This is a genomic window from Pseudomonas sp. PSKL.D1, assembly GCF_028898945.1.
Classification (GTDB): domain Bacteria; phylum Pseudomonadota; class Gammaproteobacteria; order Pseudomonadales; family Pseudomonadaceae; genus Aquipseudomonas.
In genome coordinates this window covers 2,476,294-2,494,855 of record NZ_CP118607.1, presented here as the reverse complement: position 1 = coordinate 2,494,855, position 18,562 = coordinate 2,476,294, and the positions used below count along the sequence as shown (strand labels likewise).

The following is an 18,562-nucleotide window of genomic DNA, read 5'->3' as shown; positions in this document are numbered from 1 at the left end:
CCCTAGTGCAGGACTTACCACTGCGCCATCAGTTTGCCCATGCGCGATATCGATAAATGGCTCGGCAATATCATTGCCCGTGATAATAACCTTCGCTCCGTTCGATTCGTGCGCCACGCGCAAGGCACTCACACTCCGCCCACTACTAATACATTGGCGGAGTTCTCCATGGATCACTCACTCAAACCCTTGCGCTTCCCGCTTGCTGCCCTGGCAGTGGTGGTGCTCAGCGCTTGTGGCCGCACCCCCGACGCCGTGCAGGCTCCCGCCGCGCCCAAGGTCAGCGTTGCCAAGGTTCTGGAACAACCAATCAATGAATGGGACGAGTTCACCGGCCGCCTGGAAGCACCGGAAACCGTCGAAGTCCGCCCACGGGTTTCCGGCCAGATCGACCTGGTAGGTTTCACCGAAGGTGCCCAGGTCAAGAAAGGCGACTTGCTGTTCCAGATTGACCCACGCCCGTTCCAGGCCGAAGTGCGCCGCCTCGAAGCGCAACTGCAACAAGCCAAGGCCACCGCCATTCGCAGCGCCAACGAAGCCCGCCGTGGCGAGCGCCTGCGTGACAGCAACGCCATCTCGGCGGAGCTGGCCGAATCGCGCAGCAGCGCCGCCGCCGAAGCCCGTGCCGGTGTGGATGCGATCCAGGCCCAGCTTGACCTGGCGCGCCTGAACCTGAGCTTCACCCGCGTCACCGCCCCCATCAGCGGCCGTGTCAGCCGCGCCCAGTTCACCGCCGGCAACATCGTCACCGCCGACGTCACACCGCTGACCAGCGTGGTGTCCACCGACAAGGTCTATGCCTACTTCGACGCCGACGAGCGCGTGTACCTCAAGTACACCCAGCTGGCGCGTGAAGGCCAGCGCGGCCAGGCCACCCCGGTGTATCTGGGCCTGACCAACGAAACCGGCAACCCGCACCTGGGCCAGATGAACTTCGTCGACAACCAGGTCAACCCGCGCACCGGCACCATCCGTGGCCGGGCGGTGTTCGACAACCGCGACGGCCAGTTCACCCCGGGCCTGTACGCCCGCCTGAAGCTGGTGGGCAGCGCCCAGTACGACGCCGTGCTGATCAACGACGAAGCCGTGGGCACCGACCTTGGCAAGAAGTTCGTGCTGGTGATGGACAAGGACAACAAGGCTGCCTACCGCGCCGTCGAACTGGGGCCAAAACTTGAAGGCCTGCGCATCGTGCGCAGCGGCCTGAGCAAGGACGACCGCATCGTGGTCAAGGGCCTGCAGCGCGTGCGGCCGGGTTCGCCGGTCACGCCCGAAGAAACGCCGATGGCCAGCGAACAAACCCTCGCCGCCCTCGCCCAGCAACGCCAGGCCCTGGAGGCCAGCAACCGTGTGCAGAAGGTTGCCGGCTCCACTGAAAAAGTCGCCAGCGCCCAGGCGCCACGCGGTTAAGGGACACTACCGATGAACTTTTCCAAATTCTTCATTACCCGGCCCATCTTTGCGGCGGTGCTGTCGCTGGTGCTGCTGATTGCGGGCTCCATCTCGCTGTTCCAGCTGCCAATCAGCGAGTACCCGGAAGTGGTCCCGCCCACCGTGGTGGTGCGCGCCAACTTCCCCGGCGCCAACCCCAAGGTGATTGGCGAAACCGTCGCCGCACCGCTGGAGCAGGCCATTACCGGTGTCGAGAACATGCTGTACATGTCCTCGCAGTCCACCGCCGATGGCAAGCTGACGCTGACCATCACCTTTGCCCTGGGTACCGACCTGGACAACGCCCAGGTGCAGGTGCAAAACCGCGTCACCCGCACCCAGCCCAAGCTGCCGGAAGAAGTGACACGCATCGGTATCACCGTCGACAAGGCTTCGCCCGACCTGACCATGGTCGTGCACCTGACCTCGCCGGACAACCGCTACGACATGCTCTACCTGTCCAACTACGCCATCCTCAACATCAAGGATGAACTGGCCCGCCTGGGCGGTGTGGGTGACGTGCAGCTGTTCGGCATGGGCGACTACTCGCTGCGCGTGTGGCTCGACCCGAACAAGACCGCTTCGCGCAACCTCACCGCCAGCGACGTGGTCGCTGCCATCCGCGAGCAAAACCGCCAGGTGGCCGCCGGCCAGCTGGGCGCCCCGCCCGCCCCCGGCAGCACCAGTTTCCAGCTGTCGATCAACACCCAGGGCCGCCTGGTCAATGAGGAAGAGTTCGAAAACATCATCATCCGCGCCGGTGCCGATGGCGAAATCACCCGCCTGAAGGACATCGCCCGGGTCGAACTCGGTTCCAGCCAGTACGCCTTGCGTTCGCTGCTGAACAACCAGCCGGCCGTGGCCATCCCGATCTTCCAGCGCCCGGGGTCCAACGCCATTGAGATCTCCGACGAGGTGCGGGCGAAAATGGCCGAGCTGAAGAAGGACTTCCCGGAGGGGATGGACTACAGCATCGTCTATGACCCGACCATCTTCGTGCGCGGCTCCATCGAAGCGGTGGTACACACCCTGTTCGAAGCCCTGGTGCTGGTGGTGCTGGTGGTGATCCTGTTCCTGCAGACCTGGCGCGCCTCGATCATCCCGCTGCTGGCCGTGCCGGTGTCGCTGATCGGCACTTTTGCGGTGATGCACCTGTTTGGCTTCTCGCTCAACGCCTTGTCATTGTTCGGCCTGGTATTGGCCATCGGTATCGTGGTGGACGACGCGATCGTGGTGGTGGAGAACGTCGAGCGCAACATCGGGCTGGGCCTTAAACCGCTTGAGGCCACGCAAAAGGCCATGGGCGAAGTGACCGGGCCGATCATCGCCACCGCGCTGGTGCTGTGCGCCGTGTTTGTGCCGGCGGCGTTCATTTCCGGCCTTACGGGGCAGTTCTACAAGCAGTTTGCCCTGACCATCGCCATCTCCACCGTCATTTCGGCGTTCAACTCGCTGACCCTGTCGCCGGCCCTGGCCGCCGTGCTGCTCAAGGACCACCACGCGCCCAAAGACCGGTTCTCGCGGTTCCTCGACAAGCTGCTGGGTGGCTGGCTGTTCGCGCCGTTCAACCGCTTCTTCGACCGTGCCTCCAACCGCTACGTCGGTGGCGTGCGCCGGGTCATCCGCTCCAGCGGCATTGCCCTGTTCGTGTATGCCGGCCTGATGGGCCTGACTTACCTGGGCTTCTCGTCCACGCCAACCGGGTTTGTGCCGGCGCAGGACAAGCAGTACCTGGTGGCATTCGCGCAACTGCCGGATGCGGCCAGCCTGGACCGTACCGAAGCGGTCATCAAGAAGATGAGCGAAATTGCCCTGGAGCAACCTGGCGTGGCCGACTCGGTGGCCTTCCCGGGCCTGTCGATCAACGGCTTCACCAACAGCCCCAACAGCGGCATCGTGTTCACCCCGCTCAAGCCGTTTGACGAGCGCAAGGACCCGAGCCAGTCGGCAGCGGCCATCGCGGCAGCGCTGAACGCCAAGTTCGCTGATATTCAGGACGCCTACATCGCCATCTTCCCGCCACCGCCGGTACAAGGCCTGGGCACCATCGGCGGCTTCCGCCTGCAGATCGAGGACCGTGGCAACCTGGGCTACGAAGCGCTGTACAAGGAAACCCAGAACATCATTGCCAAGAGCCATAACGTGCCGGAGCTGGCCGGGCTGTTCACCAGCTACCAGGTCAACGTGCCGCAGGTCGATGCCGCCATCGACCGGGAAAAGGCCAAGACCCACGGCGTGGCCATCACCGACATCTTCGACACCTTGCAGGTTTACCTGGGCTCGCTGTACACCAACGACTTCAACCGCTTTGGCCGCACCTACCAGGTCAACGTTCAGGCCGAGCAGCAGTTCCGCCTGGATGCCGAGCAAATCGGCCAGTTGAAGGTGCGCAACAATCTGGGCGAGATGATCCCGCTGGCGACCTTCCTCAAGGTCAGCGACACCTCTGGCCCGGACCGGGTGATGCACTACAACGGCTTCATCACCGCCGAAATCAACGGTGCGGCGGCACCCGGCTATAGCTCCGGCCAGGCCGAGGCCGCCATCGAGAAGCTGCTCAAGGAAGAACTGCCCAACGGCATGACCTTCGAGTGGACCGACCTGACCTACCAGCAGATCCTCTCGGGCAACACCGCGCTGCTGGTATTCCCGCTGTGCGTGTTGCTGGCCTTCCTGGTGCTGGCGGCCCAGTACGAAAGCTGGAGCCTGCCGCTGGCGGTGATCCTGATCGTGCCGATGACCCTGCTGTCGGCCATTACCGGGGTGATCGTTTCCGGGGGGGATAACAACATCTTCACCCAGATCGGCCTGATCGTGCTGGTGGGCCTGGCGTGCAAGAACGCCATCCTGATCGTCGAGTTCGCCAAGGATGAACAGGCCAAGGGCCTCGACCCGTTGGCCGCAGTACTGGAAGCCTGCCGCCTGCGCCTGCGGCCAATCCTGATGACCTCGATCGCCTTCATCATGGGTGTGGTGCCGCTGGTGTTCTCCTCGGGTGCCGGCTCGGAAATGCGCCATGCCATGGGTGTGGCGGTGTTCTCGGGGATGATTGGCGTGACTGTGTTCGGCCTGTTCCTGACCCCGGTGTTCTTCTTCCTGATCCGCCGTTTCGTCGAGCGTCGCCAGGCCCGCAAGGCCGAGCGCGCTCAACGCCTGGAGAGCCACGCATGAACCTGCTCAAACCCCTGACCCCAAGCCTGCTTGCCTTGGCCCTGGCAGCCTGTGCAGTGGGCCCGGACTACCAGGCCCCCGCCACTGAACCGGCGCATTTCGACAGCCAGGACGCACAGGCCAAGGCCTTCGACCGCAGCCGCTTCGAAAGCATCTGGTGGAAGCAGTTCGACGACCCGGTACTGAACCAGTTGGTGCAGACCTCCCTGGACGGTAACCGCGACCTGCGCGTGGCCTTCGCCCGCCTGAAATCGGCACGGGCCATACGCGATGACGCCGCCAACGACCAGTTGCCGGTGGTCACCAGCCGCGTCAGCAGCGACATTGGCAAGGGCCAGATTCCCGGCCAGACCGAGGACCGGGTCAACAGCGAACGCTATGACCTCGGCCTGGACATGGCCTGGGAGCTTGACCTGTTCGGCCGCATTCAGCGCCAGATCGAGGCCAGCGATGCCCAGGCGGACGCCGCCCAGGCCGACCTGCAACAGCTGCAGGTCAGCCTGATTGCCGAACTGGTCGACGCTTATGGCCAGCTGCGCGGGGCGCAGCTGCGCGAGAAAATTGCCGTGGCCAACCTCAAGACCCAGCAGGAATCGCGCACCATCACCGTCACCCTGCGCGATGCCGGCGTGGGCAACGAACTGGATGTGGTGCGCGCCGATGCACGCCTGGCCGGCGTCGAAGCCACCGTGCCACAGCTGCAGGCCGAACAAGCTCGCGCCCGGCACCGCATCGCCACCCTCCTCGGCCAGCGCCCGGACGCCTTGAGCGTGGACTTGTCGCCCAAGGCCCTGCCTGCCATCGCCAAAGCCCTGCCAGTTGGCGACCCGGGCGAACTGCTGCGCCGCCGCCCGGACATTCGTAGCGCCGAACGTCAACTGGCGGCGGCCACCGCCAATGTTGGCGTGGCCACCGCCGACCTGTTCCCGCGGGTGAGCCTTAGCGGCTTCCTGGGCTTTACCGCCGCCCGGGGTTCGCAGATCGGCTCCTCGGCGGCCAATGCCTGGGCGCTGGGCCCGAGCATCACCTGGGCCGCGTTCGACCTGGGCAGCGTGCGGGCCCGCCTGCGCGGTGCCAAGGCCGATGCCGAAGGTGCGCTGGCCAGCTATGAACAGCAGGTACTGCTTGCCCTGGAGGAATCGGCCAATGCCTTCAGCGATTACGACAAGACTCAGCAACGGTTGCTGTCGCTGATTCGCCAGAGCGAGGCCAGCCGCAAGGCGGCCGACCTGGCCTCGGTGCGCTACCGCGAAGGCACGGTGGATTACCTGGTGCTGCTGGACGCCGAACGCGAGCGCCTGAGCGCCGAAGATGCCCAGGCCGTGGGCGAGGTCGAGCTTTACCGCGGCATTGTCTCGATCTACAAGGCCCTGGGCGGTGGCTGGCAGCCTGAAACGGTAGCCAGCACGCGCTGAACGTACACACAGCTCCTTTGGTTGGTTACTCTCCCAACCGTTTGCCCCGCAGGCCCCTGGCCTGTGGGGCATTTTTTTGTTCGCCTTGAGGTGTTTGTTGTTTGTGAGGTCGAGCGCCGCTTTGCGGCGCATCGCGGATGAATCCGCTCCTACAAGGGCAGCGCATCACTTGTAGGAGCGGATTCATCCGCGATGCGTCGCAAAGCGACGCTCGATCTCAAAGGCAACCCACAACTTGGGGCAGACACCTTGCACCCCAACCCAATCTCCCCCAAGCTCTGCCTTCCCACCGCCATGGACCGCACGATGCCCAAACGCCACCGCTACCTGATCGCCTTGCTGTTGCTGATCCTGGTACCGGTCACCATCGGCTACCTGCACCGCGACACGCCACCACCTGCCCCCAGCGTACCGCCACACAGCTACAGCAAAGCCCTGCGCCAGGCCCACGACGGCAAGCCCGGGGCTGCGCGGGTGCTTTACCAGCAACTGCAGCGCACCGACCTGCCCGCAATCCGCCGCGCCGCACTGTACGCCGAACTGCCCAATTACCCGTCACCCCAAGCCCTGAAGCTCGCCCGGCAAGACCTGCAGCACACTGACCCACTGGTGCGCCGCGCCGCCATCGCCAGCGTTCGCCGCCTGCTGCCCGCAGCCCAGCGCAGCCTGGTGCTGGGCCCGTTGCTCGATGATGATGACCAGAGCGTGCGTTTTGCCACGGTGGATGCCCTGCTCGGGCTGACCCCGGATGCGATCGGCCTGTATTTCGGCCCGCTTCAGGCTGCCCTTGAGCAATACCAGGCGGTGTTGACGCAACGGCCTGATGACGCCGATGCACAGGTGCACCTGGCCCGCCTGTACCTGCACGAGAACGATTACCCACAAGCCGGCGCAGCGTTGCAGCGCGCCCTGGCGGTTGCCCCGGACAACCTCGATGCCCTGGCCGCGCAGGTACGCCTGCTGGAGCGCCAGGGCCAGCACGACCCGTCACGCCAGGTACTTGCCAAAGCGCTGGCGTTGCGCCCGGACTCGGCCTTTTTGCAACATGAGCTGGGGTTGTGGCTCAACCGCCACGAGCAGCGCGAATACGCGTTGCTCGCCCTCTCGCGTGCGGTTGAACTGGAACCGGACAACGCCGACTACCGCTACACCCTTGCCGTCACCCTGCACGACCTGGACCAGGCCGATGCCGCCCAGAAGCAGCTGGAAAACCTGTTGAGCCGGCAGCCCGCCAACCGCAAGGCACGGGTGCTGTTGATCCAGTACTGGAAAGAAACCGGCCAGCTGCAGAATGTGCAGGTGCTGCTCGCGGAGCTGGAGCGGCAAAACCCCGACGATCCATTTTTGCAGCAAGGCCTGTAATTGCGTTGAACCCCCAGTGATGGCGTGATGTCCAGTGAATATCGGACCACCAGCGGCAAGGCCAAGCATCGGCCTCGCCCACTGATACGGGAGATGTGCATTGGCCAGTTCGCTGTCGCTGGACGAACGTGCCGTGATCATGGCACCGACGCAGCTTGCCACTGACACCGCTGCGCTCTTGGCCAACGCCGGTATAACCTGCCTTTGCACCGGCGACATCGATAAATTCGAAGCTGGCCTGGCAGAAGGTGCCGGGCTGGCCATCATTGCGCAAAACACGCTCGATACCTTTACCCAGGACGGGCTGCATGCGTTCATCAAAGGTCAGCCCAGCTGGTCCGACCTGCCTATCGTGATGATTACTCAGGTCGCCACCACCGCTACAACCCCTTGCGACCACCCCTTGGGCAACCTCACGTTATTGGTGACACCCTACGAAGAAACGCAGCTGGTGCAACTGAGCCAGACGGCTTTGCGCAACCGACGCCGTCAGTATCAAGCTCGCGATCAGCTGTCGGCGTTGCAGTACCGCGTGGAGCTCGATACTCGCAGCGAACAGGAACACATCAGCGAGATGGCCCTGCAACAAACCCGCAAGATGGAAGCCATCGGCCAGTTGGCCGGCGGCGTAGCGCATGATTTCAACAACCTGCTAACCAGTATTGGCGGTAGTTTCGAGTTGATCGACCGGCGCTTGAAGCAAGGGCGCACACAAGGGTTGGAGAGCGTGCTGCACATGGGCCGGGAAGCCGTGTCGCGGGCATCAAGGCTTACCCATCGCTTGCTCGCGTTTTCGTCGCGCCAATCGCTGCACAGCCAGCGCATCGACCTGCAGGCCATGCTGCAGGCGCAGAAGCTGGACGCCAGGTACACGGTCAACCTGCATCTGGACCTCGCCAACGACCTGTGGCCCGTACAGGCCGACCAAGGGCAGTTGCAGGAAGCCCTTGAAAACCTGCTGCTAAACGCCTGCGAAGCCATGCCCAACGGTGGCGATCTGAGCATCAAGGCCCGTAACCAGCCAGTCGAAGCAGAAGATTTTGCCGGTTCCGGCCTGGCCAATGGCGATTATGCCTGCCTGAGCATCATCGATGATGGCCAGGGCATGTCGCAAGGTACGCTCGAACATGCCTTCGAGCCCTTCTTCAGTACCAAACCGATCGGCCAGGGCATTGGCCTGGGTTTGTCGATGGTCTATGGCTTCAGCAAACAATCCCATGGCCACGTGCTGCTGAAAAGCCAGATAGGCCAAGGCACTCAGGTAGACCTTTACCTGCCCAGGCATCTGGACCAACCCAAGCCACACCCTGCGTTGCCTGTGCCCCAGCCCGAAAGCGTGGGCCGGCATGTGTTGTTGGTGGAGGACGATTACCCTGTACGCCAGCTGTTGACGCAAGCATTGCAGGACTACGGTTTTATCTGCCAGAGCGTGGGCAGTGCTGCTGAAGCGCTGCAATTGCTGCAGTCGTCACAGCCCATCGACCTGCTGGTCAGCGATGTCGGGCTGCCCGGCATGAATGGCAGGCAACTGGCGGAAATTGCCCGTAAGTTAAAACCACACCTGCCGGTGCTGTTCATCACCGGGTACGCCGAGACGGCGATGTCGCGTGAAGGGTTTCTCGGGCCAGGCATGCAAATGATCGGCAAGCCTTTCGAGCTCAAGCACTTGCAAGAGCGCGTAAAGTTGATGCTGGGCAAACACTGAGCAGGTTACTCCGTGAGCATCAGAAGTATCTGATTGGCAAGGGTTTCCAGCTGAAAGGGTTTGAGCAACAGAGCAGTGTCTGCACCCTGCAACTGGTGCGCATCCAACGAAAAATCGGTATAGCCGGTAATGAACAGGACTTTCTGCTCGGGTTTTATCATGCGCATCGTTTTCACCAGCTGACGCCCACTGAACCCGCCCGGCAAACCGACATCAGTAATCACCAGGTCAAATGGCCCCTCGTTGCGAAAGCGTTCCAGGGCACTGGTCGAGTCCGTTGCTTCATACGCGTTGAAGCCCCTTTCACGCAAATATTCGACAATAAGCCCCCGCAGGCCGTGTTCATCGTCGACCAGCAACAGGCGCTGCCCTGTGGCCTCGGTGACCCGGGGCAGACATACCACCGGCTCCTCGGCAACCGGCATACTGATGCGCGGGAACAGCATGCAGACCTTTGCCCCTTGGTCGGGCGTTGAATCTATCCAGATATAGCCCCCCGACTGGCGTACGAAGCCATGCACCATGGGTAAGCCAAGCCCCGAGCCACGGCCCACCGCCTTGGTGGTGAAAAACGGTTCGAATGCCCTGTTAAGATAGTCGGCCGGCATGCCATGGCCATCGTCCTCTACCTGCAGCGCAACATAATCGCCCGGTGGTAACCCTTTTTCGTCAGGGAATGGCGCGGCCAGGCGCGTGTTCATGGTGCGGATCATGACCGTGCCGCGCTCCAGGCAGGCATCGCGGGCATTGGCGCACAAATTGATCAAGCTGCTCTCCAGCTGGGTGACATCCAGGCAAACGGCCCAAGGCGATACGTCCATCTCCCATGCCAGGTGCATTTCCGCCCCCAGTGCCTGCAACAGCAGGGGCTCCATCAGAGACAGCTGATGGTTGATATTCAAGGGCTTGGGCGACAACGGTTGATGCCGGGAAAACGCCAATAGCCGGTGGGTCAGCGTCATGGCGCGATTCACTGTATCGCGAGCCAGTTCCACATAGCTGTCAATCCGGTCAAGACGGCCCTCGGCCAACCGCCGTTGCAGCAGTTCAAGGCTACCGCCTACCCCGGACAGCAGGTTGTTCATTTCATGGGCCATGCCGCCCGCCAACTGGCCGACCATTTCCAGCCGCTGGGTATCGCGAATCAAGGCCCTGGACTGGCGCATGGCCTCCTCACGGTCGTCGGTGATATCACGCCCCACGGCCGTCAGCAGCGCACCATCGAACTTGGCAGTCCAACGGAAGCACCGGTAGTGCCCGTCTGCGTGACGCATTCGGGTCTCGAACACGTCGGTAATCCGTTCGCCCACAAACTTGGTGACGGCAACTTCGACCTCGGCCCTGTCGGCAGGGTGGATCAGTTGCAAGACTGGCATATCGCGCACCTGGTCCTCGCGCCACCCTAGAATGCGATACCAGGCGGGGTTTGCACTTTGCAGTCGCAAGTCACGCGTTACCGTGACCATGGCGTCGCGTGACAACTGCCACATGTACTCAAGGTCATCCATGTAGCGCTTTATCTGCCGCTCGAATGCCATGGTCTGCTCGCGCCACTGGTCAAGAACGTGCTCACTGGCAGAGGTCTCGATGGCAGTGTGCAGGAAGCCCACCACGTCATGGTGCTCGTCGCGGATAGGTGTATAGCTGAATCTGAACCAGCCACTTACGCCGGTTGTAGCGCACTCGATCCGCTGGGGCTCGTCCTGAACGAAACTGGCTTGGCCTTGCAACGCCTTGAACACCCAAGGGCCCAGCTCTGGCCACATGCTTCCCCACAGCGTATCGAAGCCCCTGCCCAAGCCATGCTGTATGCCGTTCAGCAACGGCAAATAGGCATCATTGTGCACCACGGTCATCCCCGGCCCCCAGACCACAGCGCTGGGGAACGGTGAAAGCAGCATCGTATCCACAGCGATGCGCAAGCTTGCCTGCCAGAGTGGCAAAGCGCCCAGTTCGGTGCGCTGCCAGTCGAACTTGGCAATGTGTTCGCCCATGGCATCCACGAACATCCGTTCAGGCGCCAGTTTGGCACGAGGCCGCCTGGGTTTGAGAGGCTTGCCATCAGCGAACAATGTTCAGACTCCCACCGTGCTCAAAGAAGGTTTCACGCATCATGGTCTTCACCGCACAGCGCTGCAAGCGCAGGATGAGAACAACATCGCAGTAACGGGTTAAGGTGTTTAACCCTGGCCCACCCAGAAAAATAGCACAGGGCCAGCATGCAGGTATGCCTCCACAAACTATGCTCTGTAGGTTTTCCCGCGCAATGGACTGATTTCCCCTATTACCGACAAACGGGAGCGTGGTGATGAGCAAGAAAATACTGGTTGTGTTGACCAATACTGCCAAGTACCCAACCTTGAATCGGGCCACTGGCCTGTGGTTGGGCGAGGCCGTGCACTTCGTCGATATAGTTCAGAAGGCCGGGTTTACCGTAGATTACGTAAGCCCCGGCGGTGGATACGTACCCGTTGACCCTCACAGTTTGCAGCTGGCGCCAGAAACCGACTGGAACTGGTACAACGACAAAGCGTTCATGAACCGTCTGGGCGCTTCGCACCCACCCTCAAAGGTCAAGGCCGAGGAGTATTGCGCCATCTATTACACAGGCGGCCATGGGGTGATGTACGACTTTCCGGACAATGATCAGTTGCAGGACATTGCCCGCCGTATCTATGAAAGCAACGGCATAGTCGCAGCCGTATGCCACGGGGTGGCGGGCCTTCTGAACATCAAGCTCAGCAACAACAGCTTGCTGCTCAGGGAACGTCAGGTAACCGGTTTCTCCAACGTTGAAGAAAAACTGGCCGAACTGGACAAAGTCGTACCCTTTTTGACTGAAAACGAACTCGGGGCCAGAGGCGGCAAGTACACCAGGCATGATGACCCTTGGGCACCCTTCGTGGTGTGCGACGGGCGCGTCATGACTGGGCAGAACCCCGCATCAACGGCCCTGCTTGCTGAAAAGGTGATAGGCGCACTCAAGACGTCTGGCTAGGCATACGTCTTACGTCCGGTTGCCCCGGATTAACCAGCAAACCCGGCTGTGGATTACAGCCTTGAAGGCGCTGAATCCCTACGCTCTCTAGTCACTGACCATTTTGGGCAGCAATTGACTGGAGGGCCTCAGCCTATGTGGGGATTTACTTTTCATCGTCGTACAGTGCTGGAACTGATGCTGACGGTGTTTATTAGCTGCCTACCCATCGCGTCGGGCTTGATGGTCATGATCTACCAGCAGGATCGAAAGCTTGAGGACAATGCGCGGGTTTCTGTGACGGAGGCCATCCATTCGGTGGACCTGGCATTGGAGCGTATGCACACAGCGGCCGTCACGGCACTGCCATTAGCTCAAACCTCCTGCGACATCGCACGAGACAAGCTGGTTAAATTGGTCTCCAACTTGCAAAGCCTGCAAGGATTGATGTTGGCAAAAGACGAAATTGTCTATTGCAGCACAATGCCATCTCCGCTTTACGACAGTGCTCAGCCAGTGGCTTTCAAATCGCCGGTCAGCCTGGTCGTCGACCCATTTTCAACGCCCAATGCAGTGTTGATTGCTTATCAACTTCTGCACGAAAAAAGCAGTGTCATCGCGTTGGCTTACGGCCTGGAACTGCGTAATGAATTACGCGCCTTCAAGGACGGCCTGATACTGCTTCTGGAGTTTGGTGACACGTACATAACAGCGTCCGGCGATAGCCGTGACCCACGCCGACCATCGCAAACCGAATACAGGACGACAGGCGTGTCGGCCAAATTCGGCTACACCGTGGTAGCGGGTTATCCAGCTGGCTATTCGACCCAGGAGGCACGCAATACCATCCTGCAGGTAGCGCCATCCCTGGCGCTGGTCGGGATCTTCACAGGAGTGGTCTTTTTTTGGGGAATGAGCAACCACCGCATCAAGCGTGGCAGTACCGCCGCCAAAAATAACGACGACGGTACTTGACGTTACTCGACGTTCAGCACGCCACGACGTACCTGGTCCCGCTCGATGGACTCGAACAAGGCCTTGAAATTACCTTCGCCAAAGCCATCGTCACCCTTGCGCTGGATAAATTCGAAGAACACTGGCCCCAACAGGGTCTCCGAGAAAATCTGCAGCAGCAGGCGCTTGTCACCGGCCTCGGAGGCCCCATCCAGCAAGATGCCACGGGCCTGCAACTGGTCTACGGGTTCACCATGGCCCGGCAGGCGCTCTTCAAGCATTTCATAATAGGTTTGCGGCGGTGCCGTCATGAAGCGCATGCCGTAGCCTTTCAACGCGTCCCAGGTCTTGAGCAGGTCATCGGTGAGGAATGCCACGTGCTGGATGCCTTCACCGTTGAACTGCATCAGGAATTCTTCGATCTGCCCCGCCCCCTTGGAAGACTCTTCATTGAGCGGAATGCGGATCAAACCGTCTGGAGCGGTCATGGCCTTGGACGTCAGCCCGGTGTATTCGCCCTTGATGTCGAAGTAGCGAATTTCGCGGAAGTTGAAGAGTTTCTCGTAGAAGCCGGCCCAGTAGGCCATGCGCCCGCGATAAACGTTATGGGTAAGGTGGTCGATAACCTTCAGGCCCGCGCCTTTCGGGTTACGGTCGACGCCTTCGATGTAGTTGAAGTCGATGTCATAAATCGAACTGCCCTCTTCGTAACGATCGATCAGGTACAGCGGCGCACCACCAATGCCCTTGATCGCCGGCAGGCGCAGCTCCATCGGGCCGGTCTCGATTTCCACGGGTTGGGCGCCCAGCTCAAGGGCACGGGCATAGGCTTCGTGAGCGTTGCGCACGCGGAAGGCCATGCCGCATACCGATGGGCCGTGTTCAGCGGCAAAGTACGACGCGATGCTCTTGGGTTCATTGTTGAGGATCAGGTTGATGCCGCCCTGGCGATACAGGTGCACATCCTTGGAGCGATGGGTGGCCACCTTGGTGAAACCCAGTATCTGGAAGACTGGCTCGAGCACACCGGGGGTCGGCGAAGCCAGTTCAATGAATTCAAAGCCCATCAGGCCCATTGGGTTGTCAAAGATATCAGCCATGTTCGTGTCCTCATCTGCAGCGATAGATTAATGAAAGCGCGGGATGTGGAATTGAAATGGCGGCGAGCACGGGATACCGCGCACACTGCGGGCGAGGAAGTCACCAAAGATCAGCTTGAACCCGTGATACTTCATATGAACCCTTCTCGGCGGGTTGGCCTTCCGACAGCGGAAGACCTTATTGTTGTATTCGTAAACCGATTCTACAGTGCGTAAATTCCTTTGTCGCGTTTTTAGTCGGTTACCGGTTCCGACAAACGGCTATTCTTTTGTCAACAACCGGTTCAGGAAGATTAGGCCAGCATGCCGCTCACTGTTAAACGTCCCGCCCGCTGGAGCTGGCGAGCGCTGCTCCCCTGGGGCATTGGTGTGTTGCCGGTGGCCTGCGGCCTGGCGGTGATGCACTGGCAGACACAACGCGAACTGCAGCTCAGCAGCCAGGCCACCACGCAACAGGTCGTGGCCCATGTGGAACGCATGCTCGACAACCTGTCGGCCGCCGCCCAGGCCCTGATTCCGCTGGCGGGCAGCCCGTGCGAGCAGGCCCAACTCAACCTGCGCAGCCAGGTGACGCGCAACGCATTCGTACGTTCGACCAACCTGTTTCAGCACAACACCCTGTATTGCAGCTCATTGTTTGGTGACTTCGACGAGCCCGTCGACGCCAATGACTACACCGACGGCAAACTGTGGCTGATGGACGGCAACTCGGTAACCCCCGGCCACCCACTGCTGGTGTACCGCGGCAGCGACGGGGACCGCGGCGCGATCACCACGGTGGATGGTGAACACCTGCTGACCGCCCTGCGCCTGATCGGCCCGGACCAGATCCTGCAAGTTCGGGTAGGCAACCATTGGCTTGGCAAGGATGGCATTGTGCGTGAGGGCCCTCCACCTGCTGCGCCCACGGCAAACGTGCTATTGAGCTCGACACGTTACCCCTTCAGCGTGCAAGGCGGTTACGACGCCAACAAACCGGCTGAACTGCTGCTCGGCCATTACCCGGCCCTGCTCAGCCTGTTGCTGGTGCTCGGCGCAGTGGCCGGCACCATCTGCCACTGGCAGATTCGCCGGGCCAGCTCACCACGCGCCGAACTGCGCCGGGCGCTGGAAGCCGACGAATTTCTGCCCTACTACCAACCGGTGGTGCGCAAAGGTGATTACCGCTGGGCCGGGGTGGAAGTGTTGATGCGCTGGGACCACCCGCGCGAAGGCCTTGTGCGCCCGGACCTGTTCATCCCCTATGCCGAGCACAGTGGGCAAATCGTTGCCATGACCCGTGCGCTCATGCTGCATACTGCGCAAAGCCTGGCGCCTTACGCAGCGCTGCTGGAGGATGGCTTTCACATCGGCATCAATATCACTGCCGACCATTGCCGGGACTTGGACCTGCTCGACGATTGCCGCACATTCCTGCAGCACTTCCCGCCCGGGCGCATAGTGCTGACACTGGAATTGACAGAACGCAAGTTGATCGAAGCAACACCAGTCACCCTCGATCTGTTCGAAAAATTGCACGAAATGGGCGTGATGATCGCCCTGGACGACTTCGGCACCGGCCAGTCCAGCCTCAGTTACCTGCGCCAGTTCAAGGTCGACTACCTGAAAATCGACCAGAGTTTCGTCGCCATGATCGGCAGCGATGCACTGTCACAGCATATTCTGGACAGCATCATCGAGCTGTCGGGCAAGCTCAGCCTCGGCATCGTGGCCGAGGGTGTGGAAACCGACATCCAGCGCGACTACCTGGCGCGCCATGGGGTGGACTTCCAGCAGGGCTACCTGTTCGCCAGGCCCATGCCCGCCGCCGAGTTTCTTCAGGCCCTGGCCAATAGCCAGAACAGCGCTCCCCGGTTGCCCCAAGGCACGCCCCCTGAGATCATGCGCGGCTGATCCACCCGCTCACTCCCCTATCCGAGGCATTCGTGTCAAAAGGCATCATCTGTTCGGTCATGGCGTCCTGCTTGTTCGCCGTGATGTATTTCTATACCTCTTTGCTCACCCCGCTGGACGGCGAAGAAATCTTTGGCTGGCGTACGCTACTGACGCTGCCCTGCCTAACCCTGTTCATGCTGCTGAGCAAGGACTGGAAGCGCGTGGGCGAACTGTTGGGGCGCGTGCGACAAACGCCGGTGCTACTGCTGGGCATGGTCGGCACGTCCTGGTTGATGGGGGTGCAGCTGTGGCTGTTTCTCTGGGCGCCGCTGCACGGGCGCAGCCTTGAGGTGTCGATGGGCTACTTCCTGCTGCCGCTGGCGATGGTGCTGACTGGCCGGCTGGTGTATGGCGAACGCCTGTCGCGCCTGCAAAAAGTGGCGGTTGGGTTTGCCGCGCTCGGGGTGGCACACGAACTGTACCAGCACGGCAGCTTCGCGTGGGAAACCTTGCTGGTGATGATCGGTTACCCGATCTATTTCGTGCTGCGCCGACGCTGTCGCACCGACCACCTGGGCGGGTTGTGGTGCGACATGTGCCTGTTGTTGCCCTGGGCCGTGTACTTCGTGACTCAGGGGCCGCTATCGGGCGCCGACCTGCAGCAACACCCTGGCCTTTACGGGCTGATCCCGCTGCTCGGTGCAATCAGTGCTTCGGCCCTGATTGTCTACGTGCTGGCCAGCCGCCTGTTGCCGTTCAGCCTGTTCGGGCTGCTCAGCTACGTGGAGCCCGTGCTGCTGGTGGGCGTTGCGCTGTTGCTGGGCGAGACCATCGGCCCGGATCAATGGTTGACGTACCTGCCGATCTGGGCCGCTGTCCTGGTGCTGGTGCTTGAGGGCTTCAAGCACCTGCTGCGTCAACGTCGGCGCTCTGTTTAAGGCGCACCTGGCGTACCCGGCGCTCCTCCACAGCCACCACGGTCATGGTCCAGCCGTTCCAGGCCAGGTGGTCACCCACCACCGGCAAGCGATCCAGCAAGCTCATCACCAGGCCCGCGAGGGTCTGGTAGTCCTCGGTGGCGCGAGCGCTGAAGCCGGTACGGGCCTGGACCTGGCTGAGGTTCAGGGCACCACTGACCACAAAGCTGTCACCCTCCTCAATGATGGCCGGGCCTTCCACCTCACTGGCGTCGGGCAGTTCACCGGCAATCGACTCAAGGATGTCGGTCATGGTCAGCAGGCCGGTGAAGTCACCGAATTCGTTGACCACAAAGGCAATGTGCGTGGACTGGCCGCGCATCTGCTCCAGCGCGTTGAGGATGCTGAAGCTCTCCAGCAGGTTTAACGGCGCATGGGCCAGGCGCTCCAGGCTCGGCTCACTGCCCGACAGGTACTCCTTGAGCAGCTCCTTCTTGTGTACAAAGCCCAGCGGCTCTTCGATACGGCCATTACGGATCAACGGCAGGCGCGAGTAAGGCGAGTTGGCCAACGCTTCGGTGATGGCTTCGGCCGGTTGCGCCAGGTCGATCACATCGACTTCGGCGCGGGCCGTCATCACTGTGCGAATCGGGCGCTCGGCCAGGTTCAGCACACCACTGATCATCACCCGTTCACGGCGGTCGAACAGCACCTGCTCGTCACCACCTTCGACCAGGTCGGCAATTTCTTCGCCCACCTCGTCCGCCTCGACCCGGCGGCCGCCCAGCAAACGCAACACGGCATGCGCGGTGCGTTCACGCAGCGGCCGGTGCTGCTGCAAGCTGCGCTTGCGGCGGGCACGGGCCAACTGGTTGAACAGCTCGATCAGGATCGAGAAGCCGATGGCCGCGTACAGGTAGCCCTTCGGAATGTGGAAGCCCAGGCCTTCGGCGGTCAAGCTGAAACCGATCATCATCAAGAAGCCCAGGCACAGCATGATCACCGTGGGGTGGGCGTTGACGAAGCGGGTCAGCGGCTTGCTGGCCACGATCATGATGCCGATCGAGAAGATCACCGCGATCATCATCACCGACAGCTGCTCGACCATGCCGACGGCCGTGATCACCGCGTCCAGCGAGAACACCGCGTCCAGCACCACGATCTGCGCCACGATGGGCCAGAACGCAGCATGTCGCACGCCACCGCTGGCCTGTGTCACATGGCCTTCCAGGCGTTCGTGCAGCTCCATGGTGGCCTTGAACAACAGGAACACACCACCGAACAGCATGATCAGGTCACGGCCCGAGAAGCTCTTGCCGAAGATGTCGATCAGCGGGGCGGTGAGCGTGACCATCCAGGAAATACTGGCCAGCAAGCCCAGGCGCATGACCAGGGCCAGGGTCAAACCGATCACCCGCGCGCGGTCGCGCTGATGGGGCGGCAGTTTGTCGGCCAGGATGGCGATGAACACCAGGTTGTCGATACCCAGCACCAGCTCGAGGACGATAAGCGTCAACAGGCCCAGCCAGGCCGTGGGGTCGGCTAGCCATTCCATTAGCGGGTACTCACGAGGGAAGCGTCACAAGGACGGAGGAAGGATGGCCGGGAGGGCCGAAGACTGGGGGGCTCCGCGAAGGTGCTCATATAGACCTTGA

At 61.5% G+C, this 18,562-nt stretch carries 12 protein-coding genes; 9 read left to right on the top strand and 3 right to left on the bottom strand.

Translation table 11 applies throughout. The features are described 5' to 3' along the window. Positions 1-168 precede the first annotated feature (168 nt). The 5 genes from mexE (at position 169) to PVV54_RS11120 (ending at position 9,084) form a co-directional block, all read left to right on the top strand. Entirely contained in the window at positions 169-1,410 is a 1,242-nt protein-coding gene (mexE, locus tag PVV54_RS11140) for a multidrug efflux RND transporter periplasmic adaptor subunit MexE (protein ID WP_274909980.1), read from the top strand. Positions 1,411-1,422: 12 nt separating this feature from the next. Continuing rightward, on the top strand, positions 1,423-4,602 hold the full coding sequence (locus PVV54_RS11135; RefSeq protein WP_274909979.1) for an efflux RND transporter permease subunit: 3,180 nt from the start codon (positions 1,423-1,425) through the stop codon (positions 4,600-4,602). Next, positions 4,599-6,017 (top strand): efflux transporter outer membrane subunit, encoded by a 1,419-nt coding sequence (locus tag PVV54_RS11130; protein WP_274909978.1) that lies wholly within the window; start codon positions 4,599-4,601, stop codon positions 6,015-6,017. Before PVV54_RS11135 ends, PVV54_RS11130 begins: the two co-directional genes overlap by 4 nt. A 306-nt stretch (positions 6,018-6,323) precedes the next feature. Beyond that, positions 6,324-7,379, top strand: coding sequence for a tetratricopeptide repeat protein (locus PVV54_RS11125; protein ID WP_274910423.1), 1,056 nt, complete (start codon positions 6,324-6,326; stop codon positions 7,377-7,379). A 100-nt stretch (positions 7,380-7,479) separates the two neighbouring features. Further along, positions 7,480-9,084 (top strand): response regulator, encoded by a 1,605-nt coding sequence (locus PVV54_RS11120; RefSeq protein WP_274909977.1) that lies wholly within the window; start codon positions 7,480-7,482, stop codon positions 9,082-9,084. 5 nt (positions 9,085-9,089) lie between these two features. Here PVV54_RS11120 and PVV54_RS11115 read toward each other — a convergent pair whose 3' ends face one another. Next, positions 9,090-11,093 (bottom strand): ATP-binding protein, encoded by a 2,004-nt coding sequence (locus PVV54_RS11115; protein ID WP_274909976.1) that lies wholly within the window; start codon positions 11,091-11,093, stop codon positions 9,090-9,092. 299 nt (positions 11,094-11,392) lie between these two features. Here PVV54_RS11115 and PVV54_RS11110 point away from each other — a divergent pair, with 299 nt between their 5' ends. Beyond that, entirely contained in the window at positions 11,393-12,082 is a 690-nt protein-coding gene (locus PVV54_RS11110; RefSeq protein WP_274909975.1) for a type 1 glutamine amidotransferase domain-containing protein, read from the top strand. Positions 12,083-12,217: 135 nt separating this feature from the next. After that, positions 12,218-13,036 carry a CSS-motif domain-containing protein gene (locus PVV54_RS11105; protein WP_274909974.1) on the top strand — a complete coding sequence of 273 codons (819 nt, stop codon included), beginning with the start codon at positions 12,218-12,220 and terminating at the stop codon, positions 13,034-13,036. A 2-nt stretch (positions 13,037-13,038) separates the two neighbouring features. Here PVV54_RS11105 and hppD read toward each other — a convergent pair whose 3' ends face one another. Continuing rightward, positions 13,039-14,115, bottom strand: a complete 1,077-nt coding sequence (gene hppD, locus PVV54_RS11100; protein WP_274909973.1) for a 4-hydroxyphenylpyruvate dioxygenase — start codon at positions 14,113-14,115, stop codon at positions 13,039-13,041. Between the two features lie 303 nt (positions 14,116-14,418). Between hppD and PVV54_RS11095 the strand changes: the two genes are divergently transcribed. Together PVV54_RS11095 and rarD are read left to right on the top strand one after the other, a co-directional pair. After that, positions 14,419-16,008, top strand: coding sequence for an EAL domain-containing protein (locus PVV54_RS11095; protein WP_274909972.1), 1,590 nt, complete (start codon positions 14,419-14,421; stop codon positions 16,006-16,008). A 32-nt stretch (positions 16,009-16,040) separates the two neighbouring features. Next, positions 16,041-16,928: an EamA family transporter RarD gene (rarD, locus tag PVV54_RS11090; protein ID WP_274909971.1), complete on the top strand. Its 888-nt coding sequence runs from the start codon at positions 16,041-16,043 to the stop codon at positions 16,926-16,928. On the opposite strand, the gene PVV54_RS11085 is transcribed toward rarD, so the two are convergent. Beyond that, positions 16,891-18,462, bottom strand: coding sequence for a TerC family protein (locus tag PVV54_RS11085; RefSeq protein WP_274909970.1), 1,572 nt, complete (start codon positions 18,460-18,462; stop codon positions 16,891-16,893). The two genes, rarD and PVV54_RS11085, sit on opposite strands and share 38 nt — an antisense overlap. Positions 18,463-18,562 lie beyond the last annotated feature (100 nt).

What these genes read in the sequence shown, in the direction of transcription:
- mexE (WP_274909980.1), top strand. Translation starts at nt 169, where the DNA reads ATGGATCACTCACTCAAACCCTTGCGCTTCCCGCTTGCTGCCCTGGCA.
- PVV54_RS11135 (WP_274909979.1), top strand. Translation starts at nt 1,423, where the DNA reads ATGAACTTTTCCAAATTCTTCATTACCCGGCCCATCTTTGCGGCGGTG.
- PVV54_RS11130 (WP_274909978.1), top strand. Translation starts at nt 4,599, where the DNA reads ATGAACCTGCTCAAACCCCTGACCCCAAGCCTGCTTGCCTTGGCCCTG.
- PVV54_RS11125 (WP_274910423.1), top strand. Translation starts at nt 6,324, where the DNA reads ATGCCCAAACGCCACCGCTACCTGATCGCCTTGCTGTTGCTGATCCTG.
- PVV54_RS11115 (WP_274909976.1), bottom strand. Translation starts at nt 11,093, where the DNA reads ATGTTCGTGGATGCCATGGGCGAACACATTGCCAAGTTCGACTGGCAG.
- PVV54_RS11110 (WP_274909975.1), top strand. Translation starts at nt 11,393, where the DNA reads ATGAGCAAGAAAATACTGGTTGTGTTGACCAATACTGCCAAGTACCCA.
- PVV54_RS11105 (WP_274909974.1), top strand. Translation starts at nt 12,218, where the DNA reads ATGTGGGGATTTACTTTTCATCGTCGTACAGTGCTGGAACTGATGCTG.
- hppD (WP_274909973.1), bottom strand. Translation starts at nt 14,115, where the DNA reads ATGGCTGATATCTTTGACAACCCAATGGGCCTGATGGGCTTTGAATTC.
- PVV54_RS11095 (WP_274909972.1), top strand. Translation starts at nt 14,419, where the DNA reads ATGCCGCTCACTGTTAAACGTCCCGCCCGCTGGAGCTGGCGAGCGCTG.
- PVV54_RS11085 (WP_274909970.1), bottom strand. Translation starts at nt 18,462, where the DNA reads ATGGAATGGCTAGCCGACCCCACGGCCTGGCTGGGCCTGTTGACGCTT.